The organism is Mycobacterium hackensackense, assembly GCF_025822555.1.
Classification (GTDB): Bacteria; Actinomycetota; Actinomycetes; order Mycobacteriales; family Mycobacteriaceae; genus Mycobacterium; species Mycobacterium fluoranthenivorans.
Genome location: NZ_JACKUC010000053.1, coordinates 62,139 through 76,073 on the forward strand (window position 1 = coordinate 62,139; position 13,935 = coordinate 76,073).

Below are 13,935 nucleotides of genomic sequence, written 5' to 3' on the forward strand. Positions count from 1 at the left end.
CTCGGGCGGACCGATCCGCTTCATCCTGACCGCCGAGAACACACCCGGTAGGGGGACACGGTGCGCTCTTCCAAATGCCACAGCCTCGGAGGGTAGAGGCGGCGGACGTCCTCGAATCGACCCGTGATGCCTTCGACGCTGAGCGAACTGTCAGCGTCCCTGGGCGTGGCTCGATACTCGATGTTGTAGCCGCTGAGTTCGCTCGCATCGCCGACGAGATAGCCGGCCAGCAGGCGACGCAGGACGTCGGTCAACGTGTCACCGTGGGATTGCGCCTTGAGGTGTCCGGCTTCCCACTCGGCGTCGGGTATGCGCACAGTCCGGCGCGGGATTCCCACCTCAGATCACCTGCATCAAAGTCCGGTCGTAGCGCTGCAAAAGGTCGCAGACCTGCTCGTCCTTATAGCGTCCCGTGAACTGCACGGTGCGACGGTCCGGTGTCCAACCATGCCCGCTGGTGACTGCGCCCTTGCGGGACACATTGACCACCGCGACGACGCGATCCTGCGACCGGTCCTTCACCCACAAGGTGCCGGCGGCGTCAGGCTCGGGTAAGGCCACATCGAACCCCACTTCCTTGGCACGCGCCACGACCCGATACATGCCTTTCACCGACTCGCCAAACCCTCCGCGCTGACACTGGTGAGGTGAAGGTTGAGGGCTTCAAGGGCAGCGCGCTTAGCGTTCCGCAATCCCTCCTCGTGGCCGCTGGCGATGGGGCCGGCGCAGTGGCTGTCGTTGTACAGGGCCCAGTCTCGCGCGTTTGTGCCAGTCGTCCACATCGACGGCCGGACCCGGCCAGTGATCTCGATGTAGCACTCGCTCTGGTCGTGGTACCCGTAGACCTCGCCGTCGCGCGACGTGTCCCACGCAATCTCCGCGTTCCTGACTGTCATGCTCATAGCATACATATTGAGCATGACGATGCTCGGTGTGTCGAGCGCCGCCGGGCTCCCTTTCACCGCGCGCCACAGAGCATCGAAGGGCCCACGCGGGCGGCTGGTTGGCTCGCGTGTTGGCATGGGTCATCCGGGAGCACCGGCCACGTCGAGTTCGCACGTCGTTCTGGTAGCGGACGTGGAGTGGGGAGCCCAGAAGCGGTCAAGCCCGACCACACAAGCCAATGGCCGTGAGGTCTGGAGCCGACGCTCGAATTCGGCCGGCCCGAGGGATGTGCAGAGCGGTGTGATGCTGCGCCACCGGGCGTAAACGCATCCGGTAATCGCAGGCTTGTTGGACCAGGAGAGCGGGAACGCTACACCACACACCACACCGAGACGAGCCAGGCTGTCGAGCCCAATCTGACGCGTACCACGTTGGAGTGTCGCCGGAAGCGCGTGGGCACTGGCCGCACGCCCCGCTCCAAATCAGAGTCAGATACATACCGTCCGGCGGCCCGCTGCGGGGTCCGATCAGATCGGCGCCCAGCGGAATCAGTCCGGCGGGGTGGTACCTGAATGCGCGCGGGCGAGACGGTCGTACAACGCCTCGGCGAACCCGTCGGCGAACGTCTCTACGACGTGCAGATGCTCATTGATCGCGGCGATCTGTTCGGCGGATATGTCGAACGCGAAGAGCCCGAGATGGCTGCGAATCAACTCGGCATTGTCGGCGTTCAAGCTCGACATCATGTGGTTCACACCGTGATAACGGGCGTGATTGACCTCGAATTCGCCGGCGGCGGCCACGTCTGTAGGCGGCCTGTAGGCGGCTAGATCGATGACGGTGGCCTCAGGGCGGGTGTAGGAACCGTCGACGAGCTCGACCAACCGCGAACCGTCGATGACTTTCACCAGCCGCCCCGGTGCGCGGTGTTTGACGATCAACGTGAGGTGCTTGTCGGGCTCGCCCGCGATGTTGCGAGTGTCGACATCCACCTCGAATTTCTCGAGCGTGCCATCGAAACTGCGCCCCCAGCGCAGCCGTCCCGAAGTTAGCCGAACGTAGCCGGGCTCGGTGGCGCGGTGGACGTACACGTACTGGCTTCGATCCGTGAGCGCCCAAAAACTCGCATCCGGCGCTTCGGCATTGGCCCACACGATCGAGTCGTCCCGTAGGAAGCCGCGTCGATACAGCTCGGCGAAATCACTGAAGCATTGAGACAGCACATGCGCCGCCGCTCCCGCAGGACTGGCGTAGATGTAGGCCTTCATGACGCGCACGGTAATGGTCTCACCAGCATCAGGGCGGAGGCAGGGGCGTGTCGGGGCATATTTAGGGAGTAGCTAGGGAGCCACGCGGGCGAGAACCGAATTGAGACAGGGGCTTCCAGGGACCTTGTGGGGAGATTGATGCGGACCAAAGCGGTGCTATACACGCATGCACTGCACCCCCTGCGCTCACGGAAATACACACTGAAGCAGACACGGCACCTGGGAAAACGTGTGTGTTCCAGGCTATCGACGCTTTACGCGCAAGCATCGGCTGCATTGCGCCCCATGGGGAGCGGCCGCAAAGTGCTCATGGCAGGGAGATCGGGGCCGTACCGACTGTCTGGGGACCTCCTGGGGCCACCTGCGACGCAACCGCATGACATGCCTCTCGCCGTGATGTTCGGCTGATGCCTGACCACGCAGCGTCTTTCACCTCGGGTCAGACCTTGCGCAGTAACCATCGCCGGCTCCGAGGACCGGCCCGCAGCCCGCACGTACCCAGCACCCACGCCGGGGGCCCACCCCGGCAGGGGCGCCAGGCGGCCGGGTTTGCTCGCAACCAACTCCCAAACCGGTTGTCCTGCGGGTCTGGCCGTGACAACCGTGAGTGTGAGCACCACACCGCTGGGGCCTAACGCCGCCGCCGGCACGGCGTGCGGCGGTATCAGTCGCCGCACGCGGGGGCGGCGAGCGCCGAACGACGCTTTCGGCCGACGATTCCGTCGACGCAATTCGGCGACACTCGCGCACGGCTTGAGATGCGAAAAACGAGACGCCGCAGGGAATGTGGGGCCGGAGAAACTTTGTGCCCCGTAGAAGTGTCGTGTCGCGTCGGCCTCGTGTGGCGTTGTTAGGTTCCCCGCATGAACGGCCCGCTTAGTGTGGCCCGCTCACCCGAACCACCGGACCACAAGCCTCGCCGCCGGGCCGGCGAGGACATGGCCGACGACTGCAGAGGAGCCCTCATGCTGGACCTCATCGAACCGGCGGTGACCGCACTGGCCGCCCACGGTCAGACCGTGCACATCCTGGCGGACATCTCCAGTGACGGCACCTCCAACGGATCCATCATCAGTATCGTGCGCCGGCTGCTCCTCGCCGTCGCTGTCATCGGCGGCGGAGTATTCGGTGTTCTCCTGCTAAAGACCTACATGAAAGACGATGCCGGCAAGACCAAGAAGCTAATCGACGAAGCGAAGAACTTCGCATTGTTCGAGGGCTTCCTCGGTGTCATTTGGGTGATCGCCGAAATCGCCCAGAGCGTCTTCGGTGGCGCAGCGAGCTAGCTCGAACACCAGCGACGTCACCCAGATAGTGAGGGCACTGCGCAATGCGCGTATCGCGAATCTTCAACGGCGTCGACCGAGTCGACGTGGAGTGGACGATCCTAGGGCAACGCTACCGACCGCCCACGATGGGCTTGATGGTCATCGGCATCGTTGTTGGCATTGCCGTCGCGGTGCTCACCAACGCCTGGATCGGATTGGCGGCCACCGTTGTCATGGCTGCAGCGACGATCGCCGCCAACTGGAACCTCAACCAGATGGACCCTGATGGCGCCTTGGGCGAGACCACGCGACTGGCCCTGCTGTGGAGGGCGGCCCGCTACCCCTACATCACCAACACCGGAAGGCACTGACAGCTCATGGGTGACTACTTCCCGGCCCTGAAAAAGCAAGACGGCAACATCCTCTACACCGCCGACGGCACCGTCTGGGCCGTGTACCTCCTGCGGGGTATCAACACCAATCCCTACGACGTCGACAAGATCGACGCCTGCCAAGCAGCGCACGACCGACTGTTCACCCAACTGTCCAAGCTGCGCGCCGCTGATTTCCTCCTGATGGGCGCTAAGGCCAAGACCCCTGCCGCCACGATCATGGCCCGGTGCGCGGCCGGCATTCCGAACTTCACCAAGGAGAACTACCCCGAGCTCGACGACCAGTTCAACGCGCTCTACACCAAAGTCGCCAAGACTGGTGAGCTTGCTGAGTACCAACGCATCTACCTGTTGGCGATCGGTTTCCCCGTCAGTCGCTCCATCGTCGAGTCGATGCTGTCGTCGGTAGCCGTGATCGATCCACACCGTAACGTCTCACGGCGCATGATCACCGAGCTGGAGAACCAGTACTTTCGTGCACTTCCTCGTGAATTCCTCCCGATTCGCGCCACCGAGGAACACACCGCGTGGGTGTTCGACCGAATTCGGCTCCGCGGCATCACCGTCCCGGATTTCCCTGACGCCACCGTCACCCGCGTCGCTGTGCGTAACCCGCGCAGCTTTCCCGAAGTTCACATCAACAAGGCCGCCGACACTGACGCGCTCTACAAGAACTTCCTCGAGAAGGTCAAAGACGACAACCCGGCAGTCACCCAGCGCGGTGGCCGCGGTCTGCCCACCGCGGCGCTGGCCGTGGCATGCCTGGCCGCAGCGGCCGCCGCGGCGACGTTGACCAGCTACCGCTGGATCGGCATCGCGCTCACGGCGCTGGCGATCGCCGCGGTTGTTGCGGGCAGTGTCATCGTCAAGAATTCCTCCCAGACCGCCCGAAACACCCTGCGGCAGAATTTCAAGTCCACGCGGTGGTCTCGGGCGCTGGCCGTGCACAACGTCGAGACGCGATCCCCGGAGTTCCCCGACGGCTACACCAGCTATCAAACCCAGATCGCCATCTCGAGATACCCGTCGGTGGACAGTTTCGACATCAACACCTTCACTTATCTCGTCGACCAGGAGATCGACGTCGACGCCGACTTCGCGTTGCGGTTCGACTTCTCTCAGGAGCTGATCAGCAAGACCGGGATGCGCCGTGCCCGTAAGGAACTCGACGCCGAAGACGCCGCCAACACCCAAGACGAATTCGACGCCGAGGACTACGCCGATCAGCGAGGCGAGCAGCGCGAGTTCCGTCGCCACGTCAAAGTCGAATCCGGTCCCCGCGGCATGCGCGTGGCAGCGATCTTCTCCTTCGCCCACCAACATCTCGAAACTCTCGACGAGCGGGTCGGGGCTATCACCCAGCATTTCACCGACCACGGTTTCACCCCGTTGACCCCGGTAGGCGGTCAGTTTGACTTGTGGCAGGCCATGATCCCCGGCGCACCCTGCCCCGCAGTAGTCGAAGACCTCAAGCAGGCAACCACAGTCGGATTGTTCAGCGGCTTCATGCCGATTCGCCGCACCGTCGTCGGCGATCCGGTCGGCGTCCCCGTGATGATCAACGAAGAGAACGCTCTGGGGCAGATCGTCCACTGGGACATCCTCAACGCCACCGACAAGGGCAACGCCTCCACTGCTGCCAACGGCGCCCAAGGCGCCGGCAAGTCCGAATTCGTCAAGAGCCTGATCGGATGGATGCACGACCTGCGTCGTCCCTGCCACATCATCGACCAAGACCCCGCCGGCGAATACGTCGTGTTCGCCCAATCGCTCACCCAACCCGAGATCGTCGACGTCACCGACCCGACCGTCGAGATCGGCGGTGGCCTCTCACTCGACATTCTCAAGTGCTTCCCACCCGCGGAGGCTGCCCGAATCTTCCTCGACCTGTGGCTACCGCTGCTCGGTTTCGACCGCCGCAGCGAGGAGGTCGCCCTGCTGGCCAACATGTTGGCCCCCGACTACCGGAAAGCAATGCGCATCGCCTCCACCCGCGACCTCATCGAGCACCTGCCGACCGTCGCAGGACAACCCTCCCGCAACCTCAACATGGCGCTCTCCGCGTGGGCGCGGCTGCCCTACACCCACGCGTTCATCGATCCCATCATCAACGGCGAACGCATCACCTACCCCGCCTTCACGGCGCGCGCCCAAACCGTGGTCTTCCGAACCCACAAACTGTCGGTGCACCGCCCCAAGCCGGGCGAATCCTCCACTGAGGCAGAGGATTCACAGAACTTCGCCGCCATGGCCTACACCGCGATCGCTCACCTCACCGCGGAACGGTTCGCCACGATCCCGGGCGCCTGCGCGTTCGTCGCCGACGAACTCAAACTGCTCAAGGGCTCCAAGGTGATGCAACGCCTCGTCGAACAACCCGACCGGATGGGCCGCAAAGCCGGCAACTTCGTCCTCATCGCCTTCCAGCTCGCCGCCGACGCCGACGAACACACCGCACTCATCGAACGAAAACTCGTCATGCGTCAAAAGACCAGGGAAAACGCCGCCGCAAGCCTGCGTTGGGCCGACGTCCCGCCCACGCAGCGCCTGGTCACCCGATGCGTTGAGCAAACGTCTCCCATCGACCAGGAGACAAAGCGGCCCATCGCCAATCGCGCCGGCGAGGGTTGGTACAACGACAGCGGCAACATCGCCCGGGTCCGCACCATCGGACATCTGCTGCCCGAGCGCCGCCGCTACAGCGACACCACCTCGTCCAAGCGCATCCGGGCCCACGACCTCGTCGCGACGCCGTCGTCGCCCATGCCGACTGGTCCCGTTGCGGACGGGGTCGCGTCGTGACCACGATGCTGCCCGCAGCACCGCAGTTGCCGGGCCCCGACATCCCCGCCACCCAGCCGGCCAATCCATTCCTCGACTGGCTCAACCTGTCCGACAGCGACGGTGGCGACGTCGCCCACTACCGCCTGCTGCTGGAACCGAAATTCTTCGACATCCTGCACCGGACGGTCTACAGCGGCGCAGCCGAGACCTTCTACAGCATCTATCTTCTCGGGGCCTCGTACGCGGCCGCCCTGATGAAACTCATCCTTGACCCGGACCTGTGGCTGAATCCGCTGACCGACTTCTACAACGGGGTCACCTCCAGGGTCTACGCCGTACTCCCACCTACCGCAATCATGGTCGGCACCTTCGCCATCCTGCTGCTCAGCGTCTTCCTCGTGCGCTCCGGTCCCAAGCCAGCTGGCCCCCCCGGCCGCCCGGCCACCACTGCTCCGTCGTGGCTCGATCAATGGCTGCCGTCGGACACGCAAATCGGCAAAGCGCAATGGCAACGCCTGGGATCCGGGCTGGTCATGATGGCCGTCGTCGTCGTGCTGGCCGCCAACCCGTTCAAGATCATCCGAGAGATCATCAACGGTGTACTGGCCCTTTCCTCGACGCTGTCCTTCACCGGTGGGGACGCCGACGCGACCACGAACTACGTCACCACCACCCACAACGACATGATTCGGTCGGTCACCTTCCTGGTGAACTATCGCGAATTTCTCGACCCGGCGTGCGCACGCCTGTGGTCAATCAGCATCAACGCCGGCGGCGCGAACCCCGCCTGCCTGACCCCCGCCCAATCCACGGCCGCCGACCCCGATCTGTGGACCGTTCTCATCGCCTTCGCGACCGTGTTCATCGCCTGGGGCTTCCTGAGCTTCGGCATCATCGTCGCCATCGAATTCTTCAAACATCTCTCCCTGGCCGTCGGTTACGGCATCGGCGCGACGTGGGTCGCAGCCCTCACCCTGGCCAACCGCCGCCCCTACGACCCGCTGGCCACCGCAGCCAGCCGCGGCGCAGTGCACTTCATCCTGGCGATCGCCGTCCTGTTCGTCTCCGCCACCGGACCCACACTCTTCCTGCAGCTCGTCACCTCGGTTCTCTCGTTCCTTCCCACCCTCATCCAGGTCCTCCTCGCCGCTGCTGGCTACTACCTTTCCGGCAAGCTCATCCTGTTCATCATGGAGAAGAAGACCTCGCTGTTCAGCCTCTTCAAATCCAAGGTCACCGCATCCAAGACCTGGCTCAACCTCTATCCACCGAACCCCCCGGAAACGGTCATGTCCACCATGTTCGGCGGTGCCTTCGACCAACCAACAACCTGGGCCAAGCACAACTACCAACAGCTACGTGAGCGCACCACCAACCAGTGGAGCAAACTCAAAGACACAGCCACCGCATGGGGTGCAAGCCAGGAAGGGAGCGCGAGCATGACAACGCCGATCCTGCCGGACACGCCGGAATTCACCGCCGCCACCGAGCGAATCAAACTCGCCGACAAGCCCACCGACACCGTCATCGTCTCCGGCCTCGGCAACATTGTCACCGCCGGCCATCAGGGCGACCACCCCGCCGGCACGGTTGCACCGGTGGCAGTGCTCGGACCCACAGGGGCCCTCCTGCCCGCCGTGCCCGCACCGATCGGCAGCGACCCGCTGCCAGTGGCCGACATGCCGACGGTGTGGTTCCGCGGTGGAATACCGCAGCTCGCGCCGCCGCCTGACCACGCCATCTCAGCGCTCACCACCACCGCCGGACAGGACACCCAGCCGGTCGCGGGAGGCGCGACCGAGCAGGCCGCGGCAACTGTCCCGCCAGCGGCTCCAGGCACGCTGCAGGCCCGGCGCCTGGACTCCGCACGCGCTGAAGCCGCACAACTCCACGGTCAGACAACCCCGCAACTCGACCAAGACGACGCCATCGCGCGCACCACCGCACTGTTCCGGAGTTACCGCTCTACGCCGGCGACACCCACTGAATCACCCCGTCGAACCGACTTGCCAGGACTGCGGTCGGTGGTGTCGGCAGCCCAGTGGACCCAGAAGTTCAACCACGCCCGCAACGTGCTGCTCGCCCGGGGCGTCGAGGCCATCCCGGAAATTCCCGCGGATGAGGAGGACATCGACCGCCTAGTGTTTGCAGCAGACACAGCAGGGCTGATCCGCATCGAGCGGAAAAATGATCGTGGTTTCGGGGACTGGATATGACAGCCACCCACAAAGCAACTGTAAACTTCGCCGTAAGAATCGACGCCGCGCCAGCCGGGGGACAGGGACAATGACCAAATACAACAGCAGCGAACTCGACAGCGCCGCGCTGCGCGCCGCCCAAGATCGCTTCGCCAACGAAAACCGGGCCGCCGAACCAGGTAGCCAGCCGCCCGCGCCGCCCGCCGCCCCCGACCAGCCCGACACCGGACAGGAAGCACCCTCGCTGGGGCAGGCGCTGGAATCGCAGGCGGCCACCGACAACGAACCACCACCGCCGGCACGCAACCCCGCTGCACCGGAACACCCGGACACCCACACCCCGCCCGCCGCGCTCGAACCCGAACCGAACGCCGACCCCGCGCCGGCCACCCGCGCCGCAGGGCCGCCGCTCTACCACGCCACCCCCGACGCGCCACGCCACGCGAGTCCCGACGCCCCCACCCCGGGCAACCCTCCGCAGCCCGCCCAGCCTCCGGCGCCGGGAACGCCTCCGCGCCCCACGCACTACGGACCACCGCAGCCTGCCAGCCAGGGAATCCCACCGGCGTCACCGCAGCGGCCCTCGCAGCAGTTCACCCCACCGCCGCCGCCGAGCTGGCCGCAGCGACCGGCAGGCTTCGGCGCCCAACCCCACCCCGACATCGAGCGCACCGAGGTCGTGCAGCGCCGCGACCTCTACCCAGGAGCGGGTAGCGACTGGCCTCGCCCGCCGCAGACACCAGCCGCGCCATCGCAAGAGGGCTACAGCGGCTACCCGTCGCAACCTCCCGCGCCGGGCCCCGACACCGGCTACGGCCAGCAACCCCGCGGAGGGTTCACCGCCACCCCACGCCCGCCCGCGCCGTTCACCCCGGCCGGCGACCGCGGCGCCGACCGCTCCTTCACCCTGCAGAGCCAGCGCAAAGAAGGCCCGCAGCAGGGATGGCGCGCCAAGCTGCACCGCATGCACATCCCGGTCGGCAAGAGCGCGGCCGAGGTCGAGTACGACCTGGACATCTCCAAGATCAACAAGGTTCTGCGCTATCCGAAAGCCATCGGTTTCGCCGCACTCAAGGGCGGTGTCGGCAAGACAGTCTGCGCGATGAGCATCGCCTCCACCATCGCCGCTCACCGGCAGAAGGGCGAGGTCGTCGCCCTCGACACCGATCACAGCGGATCCCTGGCCCGTCGCGTGCGCGGCGACCAGATCAGCGACATCAAGCGCTTCGTCGCCGACGAGCACCTGTTCTCAGCCAACGACGTCAAGGCCCACATGCAGTCCAATCACCACCGCCTGTCGGTGCTGGGCTCCAGCCGCGAACCGTTGGCGACCGCCCTGACCCCCGAGGAATACCTGCGGGCACTGGAGATCCTCCAAGCCGGACACCTGTTCACCATCGTCGACATGGACCACTCAGCAGCCTCACCGGCCTACGAGACCGTCATGCGCAGCCTCGACGCCCTCGTCGTGGTCACCGCAACCTCCCTCGACAGCGCCGAAGCCAGCCAGGACATCATGGACTGGCTGCGAGCCCGCCATCTCAACGAATTACTCACCCGCACAGTGGTGTTGATCAACCACCAGAGCCCGGCCAAGCCGCACCTGGACCTCGACGCCACCGTGTCGCATTTCCGCAACAGCGAGCAACACGAGGTAATCGAAATCCCGTGGGACGAGCACCTCGCCGAGGCCGGACCCATCAACCTCGATCTACTCAACAAGACGACCCGCCGCCAGTTCGTCAAGGTCGCCGCCATGCTCGTCGACAGCCTGCCGCCCACCTGACAACCACCACCCACCAATAGCCCGACGTCACCACACAGCACACCGCGTACGAGGGGAGTTCCACCATGACCGAAGCCAACGTGATCACCGACCGCCAACGCATCGCCGACATCGTCAACGCCGGCCTCAACGAACTCGACCAGCTGCGCAACAACTTCCAGGACGCCCAGCGCCGGGTGTCCGAAGCGCAGGAGGCAGAGGCCCACGCCGGCGAGGTCTACGCCAACAAGATCAACGAAGTACTCGCCACCGGCTGGGCCACCCCGCAAGGCCTCGCCGCACAAGGGCACGAAGCCCCCAAGCGGCGAGCCGCCACCGGACGCAGCAAGCGCCACAGCGCCAACGACGCCACGCCACACAACAACGGCGAGAGCTAAGCCCTCTTCACCACGCCGCGCAGACCAAACCACACCAATCACTTTCCCGGGGGAAGCGAGCACCACTCCATGGCAACCACACAAGCCGAAGCGCGGGTCCAGATCACCGTCCCCGGGCACGTCATCGACGTGCCCATGTCGAACTACATGCTCATCGGGGACAGCCTGGCAGAACTGATTCCGTTCCTGCGCAACGAACTTGAACGCGCCGGCAAAGACGCCAGCTGGCTCGCCGACCCCGACGCCCACTGGACCCTGCGCCGCCCCTTCCACAGCCAGCCCCTCGACCCCGAGAAAACACTCGACGCCGAGAAAGTCCGCGACGGATCCCGCCTCCTGCTCGTCAAACTCGACCCAGGGGAGAAGTACCCACCCCTGATCGACGACGTCGCCGAAGCGATCACCTACTGGCTACGCGAACACTTCCCCTCCTGGGACGGCCGCGTCTCCCAACGCGTCACCCTCGTCGTCACACCCGCCATCATCGCGTTCGTATGCGCACTGGCCATCTTCTGGACCTCCACCGCCACACCCAACTTCACCGCCCGCCTGGTCGTCTGCACGCTGATGGTCATCGGAGCCGTACTGGCAGCAGCCATTTCGATCGTGGTCGTACGAACAGACAAAGACAGCTACACGCCCATCGTGGCGCCCTTCCTCACCATCACCTATGTCCTCGCCGGCACCGCCGCACTCCTGATCACCCCACGGCCACTGGGCATCTACCAACTCGTCGCCGCCGGAGCCGTCCTGTTCACCCTGTCGGTATCCCTGGCCGTCATCACCCGAACCAACGCCCGCCTGCATTACGGAATCGCTTCTGCCGCAGCCGCCGTCACGATCATCGCTGCACTCAACATGGCCTACCGCAGCCCCACCGCAGTCCTCGGCGTACAGCTCATCGCCCTGTGCTTCCTCACCATTCTGGTCAGCGGCCGAATCTCCCTGGCACTGGCGCGCATCTCGTTGCCCTACGTCCCAGCCACCGGTGAGAGCTACGTCAAGGGCGCCGACCGAGCCGGCGATCTCGACGCCGGCGACCTGCCACGCGACGGCCGCGCCAACGAATCCATCCTCAACCAGGAACAGCAGACACTCACCGCCTACGACTGCATCGTCGGCATCCTGTCCGGCGCCCTCGTAACACTCTGCGCCACAGGCTTCTTCGCGGGCCGCGCCATGGACAACCACCAATGGATCATCTTCGCCGCCGTGCTCACCACCGCACTGGCACTCCTCTACCGCGGCAAGAGCTATGACGACGCCCGACTGCAAGGCATCACCTTGGTAGCCACAGCCCTCCTGCTCGCCGCGTTCGGCGCAGGCCTGCTGGCCTCCCCGGACTACGCAGGCAATCAACTGCGAGCAGCCATAGTGATCGGCATCCTGGTCCTCGGCACGCTCATCGCCACGGTGTACTCAATCCAGCAACGTCGCATCGTCAGCCCCGTCGTCAACCGACTCCTGGAACGAATCGAATGGCTGCTCTACGCCGCACCACTGGTCTATGTAGTCCTCGCCATGGACCTCTTCCAGAAGGCCCGAGCACGCTGATGATGCGTGCATTACGGCGGATGGCGGCGATCACCGCGACCCTCCTGGTCACCAGCTCGATTGGGCTGGCCCCCCAGGCGGCCGCGATCCCCGCACCCCAAATCGATCCGGCCGTCGACATCGCTCCACCCGACGGCGATCCCGGCCCCGCCGTACCCGGCGGAATGAAACAGACATCTGTGTGCGCCACGTCGGCAGTCCTGGCCGAGTCGCAGTTCCGAACCATCCCCGCCAGCGCGGTATTCGACGTCGAAGGGCTACACAACTTCGCCCGCGGTGACGGCCAGGTCGTGGCCGTCATCGACTCCGGCGTCCAACCAGTGTCGCGCCTGCCGCGCCTGCGCGGTGGAGGCGACTACATCGCTCGAGGAGACGGCCTTTCCGACTGTGACCACCACGGCACCCTGGTCGCCGGAATCATCGCCGCGGCCCCCTCACCCAACGACGGATTCGTCGGCGTCGCCCCCGGCGCCGAAATCCTGTCCATCCGCCAAACCAGCGCCGCCTACGGAGAAGCCAACGCACCCCAAGGCTGGTCGGAAGCCGACCGCTCCGCAGCCAACCTCTCCGCACTGGCCCGCTCCATCGTCCACGCAGCCAACCTCGGCGCCACCGTCATCAACCTGTCCGTCACCGCCTGCGTCGACGCCGGCAGCCCCGTCGACCTGCGCGAGCTCGCCGGCGCCCTCTACTACGCCGCGGTCGTCAAGAACGTCGTCGTCGTCTCCGCCGCCGGCAACATCGGTGGCCAAACCTGCCAACCCAACCCCGGCTACGACCCAGCCAACCCCGCAGACCCTCGCAACTGGGAAGGCGTACGCAGCGTCTCACTACCCTCCTACTTCTCCGACCTCGTCTTGTCCGTAGCCGGAACAACCCTGACCGGTGACCCCTACGTCAACACCATGCCCGGCCCCTGGGTAGGGGTCGCAGCACCGGCGATGAACATCGTCTCCCTCGACCCGACCGAACCCACCCCCGGAGCGCTCACCAACGCCGCGATCGTCAAAAGCGTGCCCACCCCGGTCAACGGAACGTCCTTCGCCGCCGCATACGTCTCCGGCCTGGCAGCACTGATCCGCGAGAAAGTCCCAGATCTCACCGCACACCAGGTCATCAACCGCATCCTCGCAACGGCACACACCCCCGCAGACGGCCTCAACAACACCCTCGGAGCAGGCGTCATCGACCCAGTCGCCGCACTGACTGCACAAGTCGCGCCCGGCGACCCGATCGCCGCCGGAGTGCCAAGCGTCCACGCCCCCACCCCGACACCGCCTCCCACCCCCGATCACACCGCCCGCAACGTCGCTCTCATCGCCCTGGCCGTCGGCGCCGCAGTCCTCATCACCGTTGCTCTGGCCGTCTTCGCATTCCGAAAGAAACCGGCGTGACCACCACCGACCACACCCCACCAGCGACC

At 65.4% G+C, this 13,935-nt stretch carries 12 protein-coding genes; 8 read left to right on the forward strand and 4 right to left on the reverse strand.

What is annotated here, in order from left to right; translation table 11 throughout:
• Positions 1–20: 20 nt before the first annotated feature.
• The 4 genes from H7J86_RS32175 to H7J86_RS32190 form a co-directional block, all read right to left on the reverse strand.
• Positions 21–338, reverse strand: coding sequence for a hypothetical protein (locus H7J86_RS32175; protein WP_267295984.1), 318 nt, complete (start codon positions 336–338; stop codon positions 21–23).
• Between the two features lies 1 nt (position 339).
• Entirely contained in the window at positions 340–591 is a 252-nt protein-coding gene (locus tag H7J86_RS32180) for a hypothetical protein (RefSeq protein ID WP_267295986.1), read from the reverse strand.
• Positions 592–608: 17 nt separating this feature from the next.
• Entirely contained in the window at positions 609–896 is a 288-nt protein-coding gene (locus H7J86_RS32185; protein ID WP_267295988.1) for a hypothetical protein, read from the reverse strand.
• Between the two features lie 537 nt (positions 897–1,433).
• Positions 1,434–2,153: a hypothetical protein gene (locus H7J86_RS32190; protein ID WP_267295990.1), complete on the reverse strand. Its 720-nt coding sequence runs from the start codon at positions 2,151–2,153 to the stop codon at positions 1,434–1,436.
• 863 nt (positions 2,154–3,016) lie between these two features.
• Here H7J86_RS32190 and H7J86_RS32195 point away from each other — a divergent pair.
• The 8 genes from H7J86_RS32195 to mycP all read left to right on the forward strand — a co-directional run bounded on the left by H7J86_RS32195 (position 3,017) and on the right by mycP (position 13,906).
• Entirely contained in the window at positions 3,017–3,439 is a 423-nt protein-coding gene (locus tag H7J86_RS32195; protein ID WP_267295992.1) for a hypothetical protein, read from the forward strand.
• Positions 3,440–3,576: 137 nt separating this feature from the next.
• Complete coding sequence (locus H7J86_RS32200) at positions 3,577–3,792, forward strand: hypothetical protein (protein ID WP_267295994.1); 216 nt, start codon at positions 3,577–3,579, stop codon at positions 3,790–3,792.
• Between the two features lie 6 nt (positions 3,793–3,798).
• Positions 3,799–6,615 (forward strand): ATP-binding protein, encoded by a 2,817-nt coding sequence (locus H7J86_RS32205; protein ID WP_267295996.1) that lies wholly within the window; start codon positions 3,799–3,801, stop codon positions 6,613–6,615.
• 5 nt (positions 6,616–6,620) lie between these two features.
• Positions 6,621–8,813, forward strand: a complete 2,193-nt coding sequence (locus H7J86_RS32210; protein ID WP_267296340.1) for a hypothetical protein — start codon at positions 6,621–6,623, stop codon at positions 8,811–8,813.
• 70 nt (positions 8,814–8,883) lie between these two features.
• Positions 8,884–10,581, forward strand: coding sequence for a MinD/ParA family ATP-binding protein (locus H7J86_RS32215; RefSeq protein ID WP_267295998.1), 1,698 nt, complete (start codon positions 8,884–8,886; stop codon positions 10,579–10,581).
• A 65-nt stretch (positions 10,582–10,646) separates the two neighbouring features.
• Positions 10,647–10,958 (forward strand): hypothetical protein, encoded by a 312-nt coding sequence (locus H7J86_RS32220; protein WP_267296000.1) that lies wholly within the window; start codon positions 10,647–10,649, stop codon positions 10,956–10,958.
• A gap of 69 nt (positions 10,959–11,027) precedes the next feature.
• Positions 11,028–12,512, forward strand: a complete 1,485-nt coding sequence (gene eccD / locus H7J86_RS32225; RefSeq protein WP_267296002.1) for a type VII secretion integral membrane protein EccD — start codon at positions 11,028–11,030, stop codon at positions 12,510–12,512.
• Positions 12,513–12,532: 20 nt separating this feature from the next.
• Positions 12,533–13,906 (forward strand): type VII secretion-associated serine protease mycosin, encoded by a 1,374-nt coding sequence (gene mycP / locus H7J86_RS32230; protein WP_267296004.1) that lies wholly within the window; start codon positions 12,533–12,535, stop codon positions 13,904–13,906.
• Positions 13,907–13,935: the final 29 nt, after the last annotated feature.